The sequence below is a fragment of the Roseovarius atlanticus genome (assembly GCF_019802205.1).
Lineage (GTDB): Bacteria > Pseudomonadota > Alphaproteobacteria > Rhodobacterales > Rhodobacteraceae > Roseovarius > Roseovarius atlanticus_A.
Map to the genome: position 1 here is coordinate 57,159 of NZ_JAHVHQ010000002.1, position 18,459 is coordinate 75,617.

The following is an 18,459-nucleotide window of genomic DNA, read 5'->3' on the forward strand; positions in this document are numbered from 1 at the left end:
CCTTGAAATCCGTCAGTAGTTCACGCGCCGGAAGATCAGCCCATTGTCATTCAGCGTATTCTCGTCCACGACCCTCAACGTGCTGTCGTAGTTGAAATTTCCCGGCAAAGGGACGTTGCCGCCCGGGCCATTCGAGGTCATCAAAGTGGTGCCGATCATCGACAGGTGAAACCCTTCAGGCGACGGGTTCGTGATCTTGAACGTTCCTCTGCCCTTGTTGGTCGTGCGCAGCACGCCTCCCATGCCGTCGGACACCTCGATGATCTGTGTCGACGTGTAGGTCCCGACCCTGTTGTAGATCACCTCCATCTTCTGCGTGCCCAGCCCGATACCCTCGATCGGCAGGTCCGTGCGTCCGGTTTCCCAGCGTCCATCGAGAAACGCGTTGTAGTCCCGCACCGGCGGCGGTGGCGGCGGCTGCAAACCGTTGAGAAGCTGCGCCACCTCCTTCACCGTCCGCGCCGGGCTCCAATCGGCCATGCCCTGTTTCCACACCATGGTCTGCGCGGTCAGCCGGCCATCCCTGATGCGCTGCTCCACGTCGGCATGGGTCAGCGGCCCCACCGCCTGACCGTTGTCGACCACGTAGACCCCGTCCGCCGTCATCTGCTGCGCCACACCCGGGCCGCTCCAGACCGCCAGCAAGACCGCCATCACCAGCGCCGGGACAACCCCCGCTCCGATCCGCCGCATCACCCTCCTCGGGCGGCTGGACATCGCGACGCCGCTCATTGCGATACCTTGCGATACGTGCTGCCATCCTCGAAGAACGTGCTTTGGTCGATCGCCTTGATCGTCGTGTCGAACTGCAGCTGGTCGGGCCAGCCCGCGCCGGCCTGTCCCTCCACCTTGGTCAGCGACGTGCCGAGGTAGCTGACCGACACCGTGTCGCCCGTCGCCCCGCTCAGCGTGAACGTTCCGTTGCCCTCGACATGCACCGTCATCGGTTGCGGCGCGCCGGCAACGCTGCTCATCTTGGTCAGCGAGGTGAAGATCCCGTCGGTACCGAAGGTGATCGTGTTGACCACGTCGACCTGTCCCACCTCGGGCAACTCGGTCTGCGCGGCCTCGCTTGTCCACGTGCCCGCCAGGTAGCGCCCGAAATCCTGCACGGTCTGACCTGGCTGCGGATCGCGCTCCGCCGGCGGTCCAAGCTCCGCGCCCAGATCCGGGCGGAACCGCGCCGCCTCCCAGTCCTGCATCCCCTTCTTCCAGACCAGCGAGGTGTCCGTGACCCGTCCGTCACGCAGCCGCGCCTGCATCTCCGACGCGGGCAGCGGACCCACCGCCTGACCGTTCTCGATCACGTAATACCCCTCGAACGGAGGCCCCTCCTGCGCCGCCAGAGGTGACGCGACCAGCCACAGGCCCAGCGCAAATGCCAGCGCCCCCGGCAGCCGCGCGGCGAATTTCCCCAAAAAATTCATACCCAATGCCCTGTCTCCGATCTCCGCCTGCAAGGCTCACAGAATCGGACTAGGCGCACATCACCCAATTGGGTATCCTGACACCGTAACGGCCCGATAAGGTCAGGGCTGGTATTGGGGAAGACCATGCCAGTTGGGGATTATGACGCCGACCTCGCGTCGGTGTTTTCGATATTGCCGCGCGACAAGGCCCGCGAAGCCCGCGACTATGTCGCCAAACGCCTGAAGGTGGCCGAAGCCGCCATCGAGGACGATCTGGCCTGGGCCGACTTCGACAGGTCCGGCAAGCTCCTGCGCGGCGGATTGTCCAGCATCACCGATCATTCCACGCGGATCCTGCCCGCCGAAACCGACAACCCCCAGATCGCCGCCATCCTGGGAAACGTCGCCCGTCACGGGCTTTCCGCGGGCCACATCTCGTGGGATCCGGGTGTCCAGATGCTGTTCTGGTACGTCCCGATCACCCCGTCCAACCGCGACAATGTCGGCAAGCGCCGGCTGCGGGGCTTCGCCGTGACCCAGCTTCTGTTCTCCGAGTTTCTCGACATCTTCAACGAGGACAGCGGCCTGACCCAGGCCGAGATACGCACCGTGTTCCAGGTGATCGGCGGCGCCAGCCTGCGCGCCGCGGCCGATCTCGACGCGCTGTCATACGAGACCAAGCGCGCCCACCTCAAGAACGCCTGCAGCAAGCTGATGTGCTCGGGCCAGCGCGAATTGATCACCAAGCTCCTGGGCCAGATGGTCCATTTCATCTCGATCTCCGAGGGCGAGGCCAGCCATGCGGGTTTCATCGAACCCTTCTTCGCCCGCTACCTGTCGCGCAACGCGCGGCTCCTGTCGCGGCGCCTCTCGGATGGCCGGCTCGTCAATATCGTGGAATTCGGCCCGCCCGGCGGCCGGCCGGTCCTGCTCAGCCACGGCGTTCTCTTCGCCTTGCTCATGCGCGACGCCGGTCCGCACCTGGACCGGCTGGGGCTGCGGGTCGTCACGCCTATCCGCGAAGGCTATCTCGAAATCCGTCCCACCTCGTCGCTCTTTGACCAGGACGATCTGTTGCGGCAATGGGTCGACGACGCGCACGGGCTCATCCGCGAATATATCGGCCATCCCTGCGTGGTCGTCGGCAACTCGACCGGCGCCCGTGCCGCCGTCCGCCTCGCGCTCGAAGCCCCGAAAGAGGTCGCATCGCTGGTGCTGGTGTCCCCGACCCTGATGCAGACCGAGTCTCTGCGCAGCGGAAAGATCGCGGGGTTCTTCGATGCCCTGCGCGGTCTGGTGTCGAACTCGCGCCTGTTCAAGGCCGTGACCTGGCGGTTCAAGAAATACTATCTCAGCGAAAAGACTTGCCGCGTGGCACTGATGCAGCTCTTCGGCGACAATGCCGCCGACCGCGAGGTGCTGGAACGCCCGTTTTCCAGCGACGCCAGCAGTTACGCAATGTTCTCGGACATCTACAGCAGCTCGCTGCGCGGGGTCGCCGCGGATTTCAGCTTCGAATTCGACAGCGTCCACCGCGAGATGCTGGCGCTGAAAATGCCGTTTTCCATCCTGCACGGCCGCGACGATCCGATGCTGCGCGCCGCCGAAATGATCGCCCAGCTTCCCGAACCGCTCGGCCGCACCGTCACCACGCTGGATGGCGGGCACTTCCTTGGCGTCACCGCCGCCGACGCGGTCTGGGATCACGTCGCCGCCCAAAACGGCTGATCCGCGCGGATCACAGGTGGCCGTCTTCCAGATGCAGCTTCATCGCGATCAGCACCTGCTGCAGGGCGGTGGTCTCCTTCAGCAGGCGCTTGGCCTCGTTGACCGTGATCACCCCGTCCTGGATAGACTGGTGATACTCGCTCATCAGCATGGCAAAGCGCTGCGAGAGCGCGATCACGTCCGAATTCACCCCGCCCGTTCCGCCGTCATTCTGCCGGCTGTCGTCGAAATTCAGCCGCGTGCCGTTCAACTCCGCCAGCGCCGCGGTCACATGCGGATAGGACGCCGCCGCCTCCAGCGCCGCCACCGCGTCGATCGGCATGTAGCGGCCGGAATGCTCCTCGTGGTCCGAGTAATACCGCCCCAGCGTGGCCTTCGACTTGCCCGTCAGCTCGCAGGCCGGCTCCACCCCCACGTCCTTGACCAGCGCTTCGGTGTGCTTCTTGAGGTATGATCCGGCTTTCGACATCGCGCTCTTTCCCTGGACCGGGCCCTTATCCGGGGTGCCCCACGGCGCCGCAATGGTGGAAAACCCTACGTGCCCGGCGCCCGCGCCGACCCCGGCACGCTTGAACCCGCACGCGTCATGCGGATAAGTCGCCGCATGGCCAAGCTCTATTTTCATTACTCCACCATGAATGCCGGCAAGTCGACGCTGCTGTTGCAGGCCAGTCACAACTACCGCGAACGCGGCATGAACACCCACCTGCTGACCGCCGCGCTCGATGATCGCGCCGGGACCGCGCAAATCGGCTCTCGGATCGGCATCGGGGCCAAGGCCGACACCTTCACCGCCGACGACGATCTCTTCGCCCGACTGGACGGGGTGCTGGCCACGGGTCCGCTGTCCTGCATCTTCGTCGACGAGGCGCAGTTCCTGACCGAGGCGCAGGTCTGGCAACTGGCCTGCGTGGTCGACGACCTGAACGTGCCGGTGATGTGCTACGGCCTGCGCGTCGATTTCCGCGGTCACCTCTTTCCCGGCTCCGCCACCCTTCTGGCGCTGGCCGACGAGATGCGCGAGGTCCGCACCATCTGCCATTGCGGCAAGAAGGCCACCATGGTCGTGCGCCGCGATGCGCACGGACAGGTGGCGACCGACGGCGCCCAGATCCAGGTCGGCGGCAACGAAACCTACGAAAGCCTCTGCCGCCGCCACTGGCGAGAGGTCACGGGCGATGTCTAGACTGTCCCGGTATATCGTTCTCGGCCTCCTGTCGCTCGTGGCCGTGCTGGTTGCGGTCTATATCTATGCGATCAACACCGTGGATTTTTCCGTCGACAAGGCCACCGCCGCCCATACCGAGGCGCGGCAGGCGTTCCTGTCCGACCTGCCCGAGACCGACTGCCTGCAAGCGTCCGACATCACCGGCATCGCCCGCGCCCGCGGCTGGGATGCGGTGCAACCGTCGCAATTCGACTGGTGCGTCGCCCCCGACACCGTGCAGACCTGGCTGCGTGTCACGGTCGAGCCGCCCCTGCCCTTCTCGACCGAGGACGAGAACGCCCAGATCTTCGCCTTCGACGAGGCGGGCTGCGCCGTCGACTGGTCCTACGCCTCCGGCCCCGGCTCCACCTGCGCGGAGTGACGCTTGCGCCGCGGCGCTTCGGGAACCCGGCCCGCAGCCCCCGCGTTTCCCCCACGTAATGGAAAGGAAACCGACATGGACCGCCTGTCCTTCTACATCACGTTTTTCACCGGCAGCTTCATCACCGGCGCCATCGTGATCGCCGGGTTTGCATTGGGCTACTATTCCGTCTGGACCATCGCGATCAGCGCCGTCGCCGGCCTCCTGCTCGCCTGGCCAACCGGCTACATGATCTCCCAGCGCATCAAACGCGACGATCCGGACTGGACGCCCGAGGCCGACCCCGGCGACCAGCCCGTCATCCCGCGCCCAGGCGCGCCCGAAATCTAGGCCCGCTCCACCAGGACCGAGCCCACCGAGTAGCCCGCCCCGAACGAACAGATCAGCCCGGTATCACCGGGCTGCAGGTCGTCGGAGTATTTCGAGAACGCGATGATCGACCCCGCCGAGGACGTGTTGGCATAGTCCTGCAGGATATTCGGCTGCTCGTCGGCCTCGGGGACCCGCCCCATTACCTTGCGCCCGATGAAATCGTTCATCGTCTTGTTGGCCTGGTGCAGCCACAGCCGCTTGAGACCCGCCGCCGCGACCCCGGCGTCTTCCATGTGCTCCGCGATATGCGCGCTGACCAGCGGCAGCACTTCCTTGAACACCTTGCGCCCCTCCTGCACGAACTGCATGTCGCGCCGGTCGTGCAATTCCGGGTCGCGGGTGCGCCGCAGGAACCCGTTGTTGTTGCGGATATTGTTGGAAAACTGCGTGGCGCAACGGGTCGAATGCACGATGAAATGCGCGCCTTTGGCGTCCTCCGCCCGCTCGATCACCAGCGCGGTGCACACGTCCCCGAAGATGAAATGACAATCCCGGTCACGCCACTCCAGGTGCCCTGAACAGATCTCGGGGCTGACCACGATGGCGCAGCGCACGCTGCCCGACCGCACCATGTCGGCCGCCGCCTGGATCCCGAACGTGGCCGAGGAGCACGCCACGTTCATGTCGAATGCGAACCCCTTGGCCCCCAGCAACTGCTGGATCTCGATGGCCACCGCCGGATAGGGCCGCTCGTGGTTGCTGGCCGCGCAGATGATCAGGTCGACCTCGCCCGCATCCCGCCCCGCCTGGGCCAGCGCCTTGCCGCAGGCGTCCAGCGCCATCTCCGCCATGATCCCCGGCTCGTCATTCGACCGCTCGCGCAGCCTGGGATGCATCAGGCCCGGGTCCAGCACGCCCGACTTGTCCATCACGTAGCGCTGCTCGATCCCCGACGCGTTGACGATGAACTCTGACGAGGACGGCGCCTTGGCCTCCACCTCGCCCGCCGCGATCGCGTCGGCGTTCTCTGCGTTGAACCGCTCGGCATAGGCGTTGAACGCCACCACGAGCTCGTCGTTGGTGATGGTCTCTTCCGGCGTGAAAACCCCCGAGCCGGTGATCGCAGGCTTGAACATGTCTCTCTCCCTCGACGTGGCGGCCACCACGCCAGAACCCTGCCCCGAGGTCAAGCGAAACGCGGCGGCAAACCCGGCGGCGCGGGGAACTGCCGGCCGTGCGGTGGCGTTTCACGACGTGACGCGCGGCGCGTCATCAAGTCCACTGGTTCAATCCGAGAAAGACGACATGGCGCATCCCGAACGATCATCAAGGCCCATCACCGGCATCATCGACCGGCTCGAAGACACCACCCACCGGGACCAGGTGACCCTGCGCTCAATGATCGAGGCGTTCGGCAAGAGCTCCTTCACCACGGCGATGTGCGTGCCCGCCCTGCTGGTCATCTCGCCGCTCAGCGGCATCCCCCTGTTTTCCAGCGCCTGCGGCATCCTGATCGCCTCCATCGCCGCACAGATGCTGGTGGGCCGGCACTACCTCTGGCTGCCCGCCTTCGTGATGAACCGAAGCATCGGCAACGACAAGATGCAGGCCGCGCTCCGCCGCCTGCACCGGATCGGCGAAAGGATCGACGCGCTCACCCGCCCCCGCCTCGGACCGCTGATGACCCGGCCTTTCCGCAAGCTCTACCAGGCGCTCTGCGTGCTGTGCGGCGTCCTGATGATCTTTCTCGAGATCGTCCCGTTCTCGTCCTCGGTCCTCGGAATGGCGACGATCTTCTTCGCCACGGCGATCATCGTGCGCGACGGGGTGCTGGCCTGCCTCGGGCTGGCCCTCATGTGCCTCGGCGCCAGCTTGCCGGTGTTCGCGCTCCAGGCGATGTAGGGTGGGGTTCCACCCCACCACCATGCCGCCCGGCCCGCAGACCCTGACCGTCCCGGACCCGATCCGGGACCTCTTTCCGCCCCGTGGGGTGGGGTTTCACCCCACCTTTCCCCAACCTCAATTCACCAGGTTCGGCGGCGTCTCCCCGGCCAGCGCCGCGCGCAGGTTCTCCACCGCGACGCGCCCCATCATCTCGCGCACTTCCAATGTCGACGTGCCCATATGCGGCAGCAACACCGCGTTCTCCAGCGCCTTCAGCGCCTCGGGCACCTCCGGTTCGTTCTCGTAGACATCGAGACCCGCCCCCGCGATACGCCGCTCCTGCAAGGCGGCGATCAGCGCCGCCTCGTCCACGATATCGCCCCGCGCGATGTTGATCAGATGCGCGTGCCTCGGCATCAGCGCAAGCGCCTCCGCATCGATCAAGTGACGCGTCTTCGGGCTGACCGGCACCGCCACCACCGCGAAATCCGCGCGGGCCAGCAGGTCTTTCAGTTCCACACGCTCGCAGGGAAATCCCGGATCCTTGTCGCTCCGCGCGGTATAGATCACGTCCATCTCGAACCCGTAATGACACCGCTTCGCAATCGCCGACCCGATCCGGCCCATGCCGATGATCCCCACGGTCTTGCCCGTCACATGCGTGCCCAACAGTTGCGTCGGGTTCCAGCCGGGCCACTTGCCCGCCCGCACCATGCGCTCGCCCTCGCCCGCGCGCCGCGCGCTCATCATGATCAGCGTCATGCCGATATCCGCCGTGGCCTCGGTGACGGCCCCCGGCACGTTCGTCACCAGCACCCCCGCCGACCGCGCCGCGGCCAGGTCGATATGGTTGATCCCCACGCCGTAATTCGCCAGCACCTTGCAGCGCGGGTTCTGCGCCTCGCGGAACACTTCGGAGGAGAACGTGTCGCCGAACATCATCAGCACACCGTCATAGAGGTTCAGCGCCGCGCGCATCTGCCCGATCTTCAGCGGCGTGTTCTCCTCGCGCATCTCGACCTCGAAATGCGCGCGCGCCATGTCCGCCACGCTTTCGGGCAGGGGCCGGGTGAAATAGACCCGCTTCAATGCATCCGCCCTCCGACGGGCACTTCGAGGTCCGGCGACAACAGGACGATCCCGCCCTCTTCGTCGCTCACGCCCAGCACCAGCACCTCGGACATCACCGGCCCGATCTGGCGCGGCGGAAAGTTCACCACCGCCATCACCTGCTTGCCCACCAAACCCTCGGGGTCGTAGTGCTTGGTAATCTGCGCCGAGCTCTTCTTCTCCCCCAACTCTTCTCCGAAATCGACCCACAGCTTGATCGCGGGCTTGCGGGCCTCGGGAAACGGTTCGGCCCGGGTGATCCTGCCCACCCGGATATCCACCTTCAGGAAATCGTCGAACGTGATCTCGTCAGCCACGGCGCAGCTCCTTCGAGCGGTCGGCGGCGGCCTTCACCGTCGCCTTCATCAGCGGCGGCAGGCCCGTGTCCTCGTCCATCAGCACCTCCAGCCCCGCCTGTGTCGTGCCGTTCGGGCTGGTGACGTTCTCGCGCAGCTGCGCCGGTGCCTCGTCCGCGGCCTCGGCCAGCGCGCCGGCGCCCGCGACCGTGGCCTGAGCCAGCTGCATCGCCAGCTCCGGCGACAACCCCTCGGCCTCGCCCGCCCTGGCCATGCATTCGATCATGTGAAACACGTACGCGGGGCCTGACCCCGACACGCCCGTGACCGCATCCATCTGGTGCTCGCCCTCCAGCCGCACCACCTGTCCCACTGCTTTCAGCAACGCCTCGGCCAGGTCCATCTGCTCGCCGTTCACCGCACCATTGCCGACGATCGCCGTGATCCCCCGGCCGATGGCGGCAGGCGTGTTGGGCATGGCGCGGATGATCGGGCTGTCACTGCCGAACGCCGCCTCGAACGCCTCGATCGGCGTGCCCGCGGCGACCGAGACGAACAGCGTCCCGCCGCCGCCCATCGCCGCAATCGTGGGCAGCGCCTCGCCCATCATCTGCGGCTTCACCGCGATCAGCACGATGGCCGGATGCTCAGGCAGCTCCGCGTTCAGATGCACGCCCGTCCCTTGCAGCCAGTCCGACGGCTTGGGGTCGATCACCCAGACCGAGCCGGGCGGCAAATCGCGTTCCAGCCATCCGGCCAGCATCGCCGATCCCATCTTGCCACAGCCCAGCAGGACCAGGCCCCTGTCGGCCAAATGCTGCATATCCATTCCGGTGCGTCCCTTCATTCCCTGTCTTTCCCGGGTTGATAGTCCGCACATTGCGTCCCTGCAATACGCCAGCGCCCCTTCGGCCACACCTCGCGCAAAAGAAAAAGGGCGCGCCGCCCGGCACGCCCCGTTCGCCTTAAAATTGTGCGCTGTCAGGCCCTGCCATAGGCCTCACCGATGGCGATCTGCATCGCCTCCTTCGGCGCGCGGTCGCCCCAGACCACCAGTTGCAGCGCCGGATAGAACCGTTCCGCGCTCATCACCGCCGCAGTGATCAGCGTGTCGATCTGCTCCGGGCTGATCGCCTGCGCGCCGGTCATCACCAACCCGTAGCGATAGACCATCAGCTGCTGTTCGGCCCAGAAGGTGAATGCACCGGCCCAGCACTGGTCGTTCACGTCGTTCAGCACGTGGTACAGCGCCGGCAGCTTCTCCTCGGGCGGCTCCATCTCGAAGGTGCAGACCAGGCGCAGCGTCTCGTCATAGGCCGACCAGGCCAGCGTGATCGAATAGGTCCGCCACTGCCCTTCGACGGCCATCGCGATCTGGTCGTCGCCGATCCGGTCGAAATCCCAGTCGTGATGCTCGGCCAGGTGCTCGACGATGTCGATGGGATGAAGGTCTTCTGAAAAGTACTGCTCGGAAAGTGCCATGGCGCCACCTCATGTGTTGTAGCGAAGGGCTGGCAGCGCCCATACGCTAGGTGCCTGCTCTAGGAAAGGGGTTCATTCCCGCTTTTCCTACAAGATATGGTGAGGGGGGATTTGCGACCTGTAAAGCTATTTCTTGGGGATAACTACAATAAGTTGTGGATGACATGAAAATTTCATCAAGTCTTGGGTACGGGTGAACCCGCGTCATCCTGCGCCGTCCCGGACCCGATCCGGGACCTCCTGCGCCGGCGGCCCTCCCGCTTGCGCCCGCGATCAAAAGCGGGTTCGTCAAAATGACAATGGCTGCCCGAAGGCAGCCATTGACTTGGGTTTCAACCTCTATCAGGCGACTTAACCGCCCGAGCTCGTCCGTGCATTCGCTTTCAGCGCCGTCTCGAACTCGGCCTTGGTCATGTTGACGGTCACACCGTCGTCGCCGACCATCAGCGCGTTCAGCGGAATGCCCGCACGTTCGATTGCGCGGTCATCGGCACCTTCCATCTCGCCGTCCAGGTCGACGATCGCGATGTTGCCTTGGGAATCCGCGTCGTTATACGTGCCGACCAGTTCACCATCGCTGGTATAGACTTTCGCATCGCCGGTCAGGGCGGCATCCAGCTCGGTGGAAATGTCGCTGGCCGCGTCATAGGCGTCTTCCGCCACGCCACCCACGGCATCGACCCCGGCCTGCGCCGTGTCGGTCGTGCTTTCGCCGATGGCATAGATCGTGTCGCCGACTTCCTGCGCGACATCGCCTGCCTGTGCAGAAACGCTCGCCTCGGCCTCGGCATTGGTCGCCTCGTCATTCGCGGCGAAGGTCGCCACGGGGGCGGACACGAGGGCGGCAATGGCCAGTGCGGATGTGAATGTCGTCTTCATCAGGACTTCTCCTTTTTCCATCTTGCGGGCAATCGGCCCGCGTGAATGTAGTTGGACAATGCAAACCCCACGGCACGCGTTCCATACCGATTTCGACTGAATGGATCCCGCCCCGGCCGTCAGCAGCATCGTGCCGACATCGCGCCCCGATATGCGCAAGGTTTTTCCCATGATCCGCAGCCCGGACATCCCGTAGGGTGGGTAAAACCCACCATTGCGCCGCGTTCGCCCGTAGGGTGGGTGAAAACCCACCTTTGCGCCCCGCCGCTCCAATGTCCTGCACCCGGTTTCCGGCCCGGGCGGTCAGGTATCGCCATCCGCACGAAAAAGCGCGGCTCGTTGCCGAACCGCGCCACATCTTCCAGCCCCTCGAAAGGACCTTACATCGCGCCTTTCTCCAGCGCGTCCAGCCGCGCCTTCAGCGCCTCGTTTTCCTCGCGGGCCTTCTGCGCCATGGCGCGCACCGCGTCGAACTCCTCGCGGGTGACGAAATCGCGGTCGGCCAGCCAGCGGTCCACCATCGACGACATCGCCGTCTCGGCCTCCTGCTTGGCGCCCTGCGCCACGCCCATGGCGTTCGTCATCAGCTGGCTGATATCGTCCAGAACCTTGTTGCGCGTCTGCATATCGCTCTACCTTCCGTTACACTTGATCTCTATATGGGCACCAAACCGCGTCGGGGCAAGGTTGACTTCGCCCCGCACCAACAGCAGACAGGCGCCCATGAAAGCAGCGATCCCCTTCCCCGATATCTCGTCCGAGGTGTTCTCGTTCACCGTCTTCGGGTTCGACATTGCCCTGCGCTGGTACGCCCTGTCCTACATCGCGGGCATCCTGATCGGCTGGCGTCTCGTGGTGATGGCGATCAACCGTCCGCACCTGTGGAAGGACAACGTGGCCCCCATGACCGCCAAGCAGGTCGAGGATCTGGCGACATGGGTCATCCTGGGCGTCATCCTGGGCGGGCGGCTGGGCTTCGTGCTCTTTTACCAGCCGACCTACTACCTGCAGAACCCGGCCGAAATCCTGCTCATATGGCAGGGCGGCATGTCGTTTCACGGCGGCCTGCTGGGCGTCATCGTCGCCTGCATCACCTATTCGAAGATCCAGGGCATCCGCTGGCTGACCGTCGCCGACATCCTCTGCGCGGTCACCCCCGTCGGCCTGCTGCTGGGCCGCATCGCCAACTTCATCAACGCCGAGCTCTGGGGCCGTCCCACCGACCTGCCCTGGGGCGTGATCTTTCCCGGTGCGGCTGCGCAGGACTGCGCCGGCATCGCCGTGGGCATCTGCGCCCGCCACCCCTCGCAACTCTACGAGGCCGCGCTCGAAGGCCTGATCCTCGGCGCGATCCTGCTCTACCTCGTCTTTCGCCGCGGCCTGCTGAAGCGCGTCGGTGCGGCCACCGGCATCTTCTTCGCCGGCTACGGCATCGGGCGGTTCATCGTCGAATTCGTCCGCCAGCCCGACGCGCAGTTCGTCAGCCCCGGCAACCCGCTGGGCCTGGCGTGGCACGTGAACGGCTACGGCCTTACCATGGGCCAGATCCTCTGCATCCCGATGGTCGCCATGGGGCTGATCACGCTGGTCCTGGCCTACCGCAGACACGCCCGCGCCTCCGCCCCCGGATGACCCCCCTGGCCCAGATCCTGCGGGCCGAGATCGCCACGACCGGCCCCATGCGCCTCGACGCCTACATGGCCGCCTGCCTGATGCATCCCCGGCACGGCTATTATTCCACCCGCGACCCGTTCGGTGAACAGGGCGATTTCATCACCGCCCCCGAGATCAGCCAGATGTTCGGCGAACTCATCGGCCTCTGCCTCGCGCAAACCTGGCTCGACCAGGGCGCGCCCAACCCCGTCGCCCTTGTCGAGCTCGGCCCCGGCCGCGGCACCCTGATGGCCGATGCCTTGCGCGCCACGCGCGGCGTCCCCGGCTTTCACGACGCCCTGCAAGTCCACCTCGTTGAGACCTCCCCCGCCCTGCGCGCCCGCCAAGCCGAAACCCTGTCCGCTCATGCCCCCGCCTGGCACGACAGCGCCGACACCCTGCCCGACCTGCCCACGCTCTCGATCGCCAACGAGTTCTTCGACGCGCTGCCCATCCGCCAGTTCCAGCACCAGGGCGACGGCTGGTGCGAACGCGTCGTCGGCCTTTCGGACGACACGCTCGCCCTCGGCCTCAACGCCAAGCGGATCGAACCGACCCTCGCCCACCGGCTCGACGACACGACCGACGGCGACATCGTCGAGACCTGCCCCGCCGCCGCCCCCGTCATCGACGCGCTGGCCCGCCGCATCGCGGCGCATGGCGGCGCGGCGCTCATCATCGACTACGGCGACTGGCGCTCGCTCGGCGACACGCTGCAGGCGGTCCAGGGCCACGACCGCGCCGACATCCTTGCCGCACCGGGCCTGGCCGACCTCTCCGCCCATGTCGATTTCGAGGCGCTGACCGACGCCGCCCGCGGCACCTGCAAGACCACCCGCCTCGCCCCACAGGCGCTCTTTCTTTCCCGCCTCGGCATCACCCGGCGGGCCGAGGCCCTTGCCGCGAACATGAGCGGGCACACGCTAGACGCGCATCACGCCGCATTTCATCGCTTGACCGGACGAGAGGAAATGGGGACGCTCTTCAAAGCGATGGCGCTCTATCCCGAGGGTGCCGCACCGCCACCCGGACTGGAACCATGACGCTGGAAATCCTCACCGACGACAGTCTCGCGCCTGTCACGCACGGCTTCTTCACCCGCAAGGGCGGCGCATCGTCGGGCGTGTTCCACGGGCTGAACTGCGGCCGCGGCTCTTCGGATCAGTCCGAGGTCGTCAGCATCAACCGCGCCCGCGTCGCCCGCGCCATGGACGTGGCCGAGGATCACCTGATCACCGTCAAACAGACCCATTCCACAGACGTGCACGTGGCCACCGGCCCGTCCGAGACCCGGCCCAGGGCCGACGCCATCGTCACCGCCACGCCGGGCCTCGCGCTGGCGATCCTGACCGCCGACTGCCAGCCCGTGCTCTTTGCCGACCGCAAGGCGGGGGTCATCGGCGCCGCCCATGCCGGCTGGCGCGGGGCGGTCGACGGCATCCTGGAATCCACCCTCGACGCGATGGAGGCGCTCGGCGCCCGCCGCGCCGACACCACCGCCGTCATCGGCCCCTCGATCAGCCAGCCCGCCTACGAGGTGGGCGAGGAGTTTTTCGAGCGTTTCGCCGACGACGATCCCGGCAACACCCGCTTTTTCACCAATGGCAAACCGGGCAAGTACCAGTTCGACCTGCCCGGCTTCGGCCTTGACCGCCTGCGCCGCGCGGGCGTCGGCGACGCCACCTGGACCCGCCATTGCACCTACAGCGATGCCGAGCGGTTCTTCTCCTACCGCCGCGCCACCCATAACGGCGAGGCCGATTACGGCCGCCTGATCTCGGCCATCCGTCTCTAGACCGGCGCACCGCAATTCTGTCGCGATCTGGGCGAAACCGTCCACGAGATTGCCTCAATCCAAGAAACAATCACCGATTTCTTCCCCGGATTGGTTCCGCCAGCTCCGCGATCAACCTTGTTTCACTGGCGGTTTCCAATTGCGACGGCGCGACCACAATCCGGGCGGCGCGACCCGAAAAATTTTTCGGATTTTCTTCGCCGCGCCAAACCATGGCCCCAAACCCGGGCAAATATGAACCCATCAGAACAACACGCCCCAAGAACGGCGGCGAGGCAGAAAAAACCAAGAGGAAAGACCATGAAGAAGCGTTGGATGAAATCCCTGATCGAAACCAGCCAGCAGGCCACCCCGGACATGCCGTTCTCGCGCCGCGTGCGCCATGCGAACCGCATGACGCCCAAGACGTCCACGCTTCGGATCGCCTGATCCGGTCCCCCCCCCCCCGATCTCCGACACCGGCAATGGCCGCCTCGCTGAAGAGAGCGGCCATCGTTGATTCGAATGCCCCCGACCGTGAATTGTGGCAGCTTCGTCCCACCCGCACGGACAATAGCCCGGCATTCCCGCGCACTGTCCGACCCCTTCGGACAATTCCCCGCAAAATTTGACTACAATTCGCCGTTTCTGCCTTTATTGGCCCTGTAACGTACATGACGGACCATCCCTCTGTCGTTGTCGGTGGGGGCCGACGCGGTTGTGATGACCCTGAAAAGGATCGCACGATGGGCACCCCTACCATCGCCACCTCTCTCTCGGTGGCGCACAAGACGAATGCAACACACGCGCGGACCGGCACGGCGCAGGTCCCTCCCGCCGCCCGGTCGCCGCGCCCGATGCGCAAGTTCCGGGTCACGTATCTGCGCCCGGACGGAACGGCCGGCTGGGCCGACCAGATCGCCCCGGCCACCCCGATCTTCGAAAGCGCGTTTTCCGCCTTTTCCCACGGCACGCTCCTGCACACACCCTCCGGTCAGGTCGCCGTGCAGGATCTCGAACCGGGCATGAGCGTTTCCACCGCCGATCACGGTCCCTCCCGTGTGCTCTGGATCGGTGCCATGACGCTGGTTCCGTCCGCCGCCGGCCTCGACCAGTCCGCCTGCCGCCTGACCCGGATCATGCCGGACAGCTTCGGACTGGGCCGCCCCGAATCGAACCTCACCGCCGGCCCCGGCGCGCGCATCCTCGGCCGGCCACCCGGCCTGCGCGACAGCTTCGGGCGCGAACGCGTACTGACCCCGGTCAGCGATCTTGTCGACGGCATGAACGTGATCGAACTGGTGCCGCCCCGGCCCGTGACGGTCTATCATGTTTGCCTGCGCCGCCATGCCATCCTGCGCGCCTCGGGCATCGAGGTCGAAAGCTTCCACCCCGGCCCCGGCTTTGAGCGCGCGATGGGCCCCAACATGCTGGCCCTCTTCCTGTCGCTCTTTCCGCATGTGAAGAAGCCCGCCGATTTCGGCAGCATCTGCCATCCCCGCCTGCCCCTGCAGGGCCTGACCGCCTGACGCCGGGCGTCGCCGCCGGCCCGGTCAGCCGCGGCGACCCCAGCCGATCCCGGCCCAGATCCGCTCGTGCAGGAAGAACGTGACGAAGCCGATCGCCGCCGTGATCACCGCATAGGTGCCGCCCTGCGCCACCGATCCGGTCATGATGAACCCGATCAACGTCATCACCATCAGGCCCAGCACCTGCCAGGTTGCCGCCTTCGCCAGCGTGCGTTTGTTCGTCTCCATGTCGAATGCTCCTCTGCCGCGTCGTGTTATGCCTCTGTCGATCAGCTAGCATCCCGGCACCCTGTCGTGTATTCTGTCTTTGCTTAACAAAACTGACGGATGTCCATTAAACTAGACAAGCGGCACCAATATGAACAAACAGGCCCGCGCCACGATCTTCCGCGACCGGCTCACCGGCGCCATGACGATGACCGGCACCAATTTCAGCGCGCTCGCGCGCCAGACCGGCGTCAGCCGCTCCACCGTGTCGCAACTGCTCGACGCCGAGACCGCCCGCATGCCCAACGCCCACCTCGCCGCCGGCTGCGCCGAGGCGCTCGAGGTCAGTTCCGACTGGCTCCTGGGGCTGGCCGACCGCCCCGAACGCCCCGGCGACGTGATCGAGGCCGCGCTCAGCATGACGCAAGCCGACCGCACCTCCGCCGACGCCCAGCTGCTCGACTGGCACCGCGAGGCCAGCGGCTACAAGGTCCGCCACGTCCCCGCCACCCTGCCCGACATGCTCAAGACCGAGGCGGTGATGCGCTGGGAATACGCCGCCTTCCTCGGCAAGACACCGGGCCAGGCCGTGCGCGCCATGCAGGACAATCTCGACTGGCTCCGGCGCGAGGCGACCGAGTACGAGATCGCCATGCCCCGGCACGAGCTCGAGGCCTTCGCCCAGGGCACCGGCTACTGGCAGGGGCTCGACCGCGACGCGCGGCGCGAGCAGATCCTGCACCTCGCCGAACAGGCCGAGACCTTCTTTCCCTCCCTGCGCCTCAACCTCTTTGACGCGCACAATCTCTTTTCCGCGCCCGTCACCCTCTTCGGCCCGCTCATGGGGGTGCTCTACGTGGGCCGCTTCTACCTCGCCTTCCGCGAACCCTCGCGATTGAAGCTGCTGTCGGGCCACATGGACTGGCTCATCCGCGAGGCCGTGGTCGACGCCCGCGACGCCCCGACCTGGATCGCGGGATTGGCGAAACACATCTGAGACGGCCCTTGGCCCGCCATCGACGTTGCATCGCCGGTCGCGTCGCGGCTACGCTTTCAGGCAAGACATCTGAACCCCCAAGCCCCACGGAAAGCCGCCGCCATGCTTCGCCTGCCTCTCCTCGCCCTCGGGCTTCTGCTTGCCTTCGGCACCGCCGCCCGTGCTCAGGACAACCCCGTCATCGCCCGCATGACCGCCTTCGTCGCGACATACAACGCGCAGGACGCCGAAAGCCTCGCCGGGTTCTACGCCCCCGACGCCGCCCTTCTGCCGCCCGGCCAGGCCTCGATCCTCGGGCGCGAGGCCATCGCTCAGCACTACGCCCGGGCCTTCGCCGCCGGTGCCCGCGAGTTGCAGTTCAAGACCTTCGACATCCGTGGCTTCGACACCAGCGCGGTCGAGATCGGCGAAACCGTCGTCATGATGGGCGAGCAGCGCATCGTCGGCCGCTACATGCACCTGTGGGAGGTGATCGACGGTCAGCTCCTGCTGACCCGCGACATGTACCACGTCCTCAAGGTCGACTAGACGCCGCCCTGCCCGCTTGCAGCGCCCCGGCATACGGCGCAAACTCCGCGCATTGAACCAAAACGGATTTTCCCATGCGTCCTCTAAGCCTGACCTGCCTCGCGGTCCTGTCCCTTGCCCCCATGGCACTGGCCAATGACCGCCCGCCACCCCGCGAAAACGATCCCGACGATTTCGTCCGCTACATTTTCGAGATCAACGCCTGCGTCCTGACCGAAGCACAGCTTCTGCAAATCTATCAGGATGCCGGCCACGGCCTTATGGGTGCCAACAACGCCGTCATCGCCGTGTCGAACCGCGAGGATATCGAGGTGCTCGACCGCAACCCGTTCCGGTACCGCTATTACGGCTCCGACTATTGCAGCTTCTGAGCGGGCTCAGGCCGACCGGCTCAGCCGCTCCTCCAGGATTTCGAAGGGCACGCCCGGCTCGTCCTTGGCACAGCGGATGACCAGCGAGGTCTTCACCGACGCCACGTTCTCCGCCGCCGTCAACTCGCCGGTCAGGAAGCTCTGGAAGGTGCTCAGGTCCGGTGCCACGCATTTCAGGATGAAATCCACCTCGCCGTTCAGCATGTGGCACTCCCGCACCAGCGGCCACGCCCGGCAGCGCGCCTCGAACGCGCTCAGGTCCGCCTCGGCCTGGCTCACCAGCCCGACACTGGCAAAGACCTGCACCTCGAATCCCAGCTCGCGCGCGTCCACGTCGGCGTGATAGCCCTTGATGTAGCCCTGCTCTTCCAGCGTGCGCACCCGGCGCAGGCAGGGCGGCGCTGAAATGCCCACCCGCCGGGCCAGTTCGACGTTGGTCATCCGCCCGTCCGCCTGCAATTCGGCCAGGATCATGCGGTCAATGTCGTCAAGGCGCATCGCAGGCATCGGTTTCTCCGGTTGATTTCGCGATTGTTATATCACGACCGGCGCCACGCGCAATAATGTTTCACCCCGGCGCAATATCCTTTCGGCGCAGAAAATGTCGTCCCGCCCCCCGCATACCGGGCTTGCGGGGCTACACACCCCGGGCCGGCCCCGTTATATCTGTCCGGACTCAAACGGGGCCTGTCATGCCCCGCGACACGGATC

The 18,459-nt window shown here is 66.0% G+C and carries 25 protein-coding genes; 13 read left to right on the top strand and 12 right to left on the bottom strand.

All coding sequences use genetic code 11. The annotated features are described in order from the left end of the window. Positions 1-12: 12 nt before the first annotated feature. Entirely contained in the window at positions 13-693 is a 681-nt protein-coding gene (locus KUV49_RS00330; protein ID WP_222451096.1) for a DUF4339 domain-containing protein, read from the bottom strand. A gap of 35 nt (positions 694-728) precedes the next feature. Then, positions 729-1,427, bottom strand: a complete 699-nt coding sequence (locus KUV49_RS00335) for a DUF4339 domain-containing protein (protein ID WP_222451097.1) — start codon at positions 1,425-1,427, stop codon at positions 729-731. Positions 1,428-1,553: 126 nt separating this feature from the next. On the opposite strand from KUV49_RS00335, the gene KUV49_RS00340 reads away from it, so the two are divergent. After that, the gene (locus KUV49_RS00340) at positions 1,554-3,137 is read left to right on the top strand and encodes an alpha/beta fold hydrolase (RefSeq protein WP_222451098.1); all 1,584 of its coding nucleotides are present in this window, start codon (positions 1,554-1,556) and stop codon (positions 3,135-3,137) included. A 10-nt stretch (positions 3,138-3,147) separates the two neighbouring features. On the opposite strand, the gene KUV49_RS00345 is transcribed toward KUV49_RS00340, so the two are convergent. Then, positions 3,148-3,606 (bottom strand): hypothetical protein, encoded by a 459-nt coding sequence (locus KUV49_RS00345; protein WP_222451099.1) that lies wholly within the window; start codon positions 3,604-3,606, stop codon positions 3,148-3,150. Between the two features lie 135 nt (positions 3,607-3,741). Between KUV49_RS00345 and KUV49_RS00350 the strand changes: the two genes are divergently transcribed. From KUV49_RS00350 to KUV49_RS00360, 3 genes are all read left to right on the top strand, one after another. Continuing rightward, positions 3,742-4,323, top strand: a complete 582-nt coding sequence (locus tag KUV49_RS00350; protein ID WP_222451100.1) for a thymidine kinase — start codon at positions 3,742-3,744, stop codon at positions 4,321-4,323. Beyond that, positions 4,316-4,726, top strand: coding sequence for a hypothetical protein (locus KUV49_RS00355; protein ID WP_222451101.1), 411 nt, complete (start codon positions 4,316-4,318; stop codon positions 4,724-4,726). Before KUV49_RS00350 ends, KUV49_RS00355 begins: the two co-directional genes overlap by 8 nt. A gap of 75 nt (positions 4,727-4,801) precedes the next feature. Then, positions 4,802-5,056, top strand: coding sequence for a hypothetical protein (locus KUV49_RS00360; RefSeq protein ID WP_222451102.1), 255 nt, complete (start codon positions 4,802-4,804; stop codon positions 5,054-5,056). Here KUV49_RS00360 and KUV49_RS00365 read toward each other — a convergent pair. Next, the gene (locus KUV49_RS00365) at positions 5,053-6,174 is read right to left on the bottom strand and encodes a beta-ketoacyl-ACP synthase III (RefSeq protein WP_222451103.1); all 1,122 of its coding nucleotides are present in this window, start codon (positions 6,172-6,174) and stop codon (positions 5,053-5,055) included. The genes KUV49_RS00360 and KUV49_RS00365 overlap by 4 nt on opposite strands. On the opposite strand from KUV49_RS00365, the gene KUV49_RS00370 reads away from it, so the two are divergent. Further along, entirely contained in the window at positions 6,173-6,940 is a 768-nt protein-coding gene (locus KUV49_RS00370) for an exopolysaccharide biosynthesis protein (RefSeq protein ID WP_261391489.1), read from the top strand. The genes KUV49_RS00365 and KUV49_RS00370 overlap by 2 nt on opposite strands. A 117-nt stretch (positions 6,941-7,057) precedes the next feature. Here the strand turns inward: KUV49_RS00370 and KUV49_RS00375 are convergent, their stop codons facing one another. The 6 genes from KUV49_RS00375 to KUV49_RS00400 all read right to left on the bottom strand — a co-directional run bounded on the left by KUV49_RS00375 (position 7,058) and on the right by KUV49_RS00400 (position 11,315). Further along, entirely contained in the window at positions 7,058-8,011 is a 954-nt protein-coding gene (locus KUV49_RS00375; RefSeq protein ID WP_222451104.1) for a 2-hydroxyacid dehydrogenase, read from the bottom strand. Beyond that, entirely contained in the window at positions 8,008-8,349 is a 342-nt protein-coding gene (locus KUV49_RS00380; protein WP_222451105.1) for a tRNA-binding protein, read from the bottom strand. The genes KUV49_RS00375 and KUV49_RS00380 overlap by 4 nt, the downstream gene beginning before the upstream one ends. Next, positions 8,342-9,157 (bottom strand): pyrroline-5-carboxylate reductase, encoded by an 816-nt coding sequence (gene proC, locus KUV49_RS00385; protein WP_222451106.1) that lies wholly within the window; start codon positions 9,155-9,157, stop codon positions 8,342-8,344. The genes KUV49_RS00380 and proC overlap by 8 nt, the downstream gene beginning before the upstream one ends. Before the next feature lie 152 nt (positions 9,158-9,309). Continuing rightward, a complete protein-coding gene (locus tag KUV49_RS00390) occupies positions 9,310-9,810 on the bottom strand; it encodes a YbjN domain-containing protein (protein ID WP_152491277.1) in 501 nt (166 codons plus the stop codon). A 351-nt stretch (positions 9,811-10,161) separates the two neighbouring features. After that, the gene (locus KUV49_RS00395) at positions 10,162-10,689 is read right to left on the bottom strand and encodes a hypothetical protein (RefSeq protein ID WP_222451107.1); all 528 of its coding nucleotides are present in this window, start codon (positions 10,687-10,689) and stop codon (positions 10,162-10,164) included. 380 nt (positions 10,690-11,069) lie between these two features. Continuing rightward, entirely contained in the window at positions 11,070-11,315 is a 246-nt protein-coding gene (locus tag KUV49_RS00400; protein ID WP_222451108.1) for an accessory factor UbiK family protein, read from the bottom strand. A gap of 97 nt (positions 11,316-11,412) precedes the next feature. Between KUV49_RS00400 and lgt the strand changes: the two genes are divergently transcribed. The 5 genes from lgt to KUV49_RS00420 all read left to right on the top strand — a co-directional run bounded on the left by lgt (position 11,413) and on the right by KUV49_RS00420 (position 15,645). Beyond that, the gene (gene lgt / locus KUV49_RS00405) at positions 11,413-12,321 is read left to right on the top strand and encodes a prolipoprotein diacylglyceryl transferase (RefSeq protein WP_222451109.1); all 909 of its coding nucleotides are present in this window, start codon (positions 11,413-11,415) and stop codon (positions 12,319-12,321) included. After that, positions 12,318-13,385 carry a class I SAM-dependent methyltransferase gene (locus KUV49_RS00410; RefSeq protein ID WP_222451110.1) on the top strand — a complete coding sequence of 356 codons (1,068 nt, stop codon included), beginning with the start codon at positions 12,318-12,320 and terminating at the stop codon, positions 13,383-13,385. Before lgt ends, KUV49_RS00410 begins: the two co-directional genes overlap by 4 nt. Beyond that, a complete protein-coding gene (gene pgeF, locus KUV49_RS00415; RefSeq protein ID WP_222451111.1) occupies positions 13,382-14,137 on the top strand; it encodes a peptidoglycan editing factor PgeF in 756 nt (251 codons plus the stop codon). Before KUV49_RS00410 ends, pgeF begins: the two co-directional genes overlap by 4 nt. A 300-nt stretch (positions 14,138-14,437) precedes the next feature. Next, entirely contained in the window at positions 14,438-14,566 is a 129-nt protein-coding gene (locus tag KUV49_RS21355) for a hypothetical protein (RefSeq protein ID WP_261391488.1), read from the top strand. A gap of 296 nt (positions 14,567-14,862) precedes the next feature. Next, a complete protein-coding gene (locus tag KUV49_RS00420) occupies positions 14,863-15,645 on the top strand; it encodes a Hint domain-containing protein (protein WP_222451112.1) in 783 nt (260 codons plus the stop codon). Between the two features lie 24 nt (positions 15,646-15,669). Here the strand turns inward: KUV49_RS00420 and KUV49_RS00425 are convergent, their stop codons facing one another. Beyond that, positions 15,670-15,873 (bottom strand): DUF2061 domain-containing protein, encoded by a 204-nt coding sequence (locus KUV49_RS00425; RefSeq protein WP_222451113.1) that lies wholly within the window; start codon positions 15,871-15,873, stop codon positions 15,670-15,672. Positions 15,874-16,003: 130 nt separating this feature from the next. On the opposite strand from KUV49_RS00425, the gene KUV49_RS00430 reads away from it, so the two are divergent. The 3 genes from KUV49_RS00430 (at position 16,004) to KUV49_RS00440 (ending at position 17,748) form a co-directional block, all read left to right on the top strand. Beyond that, entirely contained in the window at positions 16,004-16,849 is an 846-nt protein-coding gene (locus KUV49_RS00430; RefSeq protein ID WP_222451114.1) for a helix-turn-helix domain-containing protein, read from the top strand. A 102-nt stretch (positions 16,850-16,951) separates the two neighbouring features. Further along, complete coding sequence (locus KUV49_RS00435; protein ID WP_222451115.1) at positions 16,952-17,377, top strand: YybH family protein; 426 nt, start codon at positions 16,952-16,954, stop codon at positions 17,375-17,377. Between the two features lie 74 nt (positions 17,378-17,451). Beyond that, on the top strand, positions 17,452-17,748 hold the full coding sequence (locus tag KUV49_RS00440) for a hypothetical protein (RefSeq protein WP_222451116.1): 297 nt from the start codon (positions 17,452-17,454) through the stop codon (positions 17,746-17,748). Between the two features lie 6 nt (positions 17,749-17,754). Here KUV49_RS00440 and KUV49_RS00445 read toward each other — a convergent pair whose 3' ends face one another. Next, on the bottom strand, positions 17,755-18,255 hold the full coding sequence (locus tag KUV49_RS00445) for an Lrp/AsnC family transcriptional regulator (protein WP_222451117.1): 501 nt from the start codon (positions 18,253-18,255) through the stop codon (positions 17,755-17,757). Positions 18,256-18,459 lie beyond the last annotated feature (204 nt).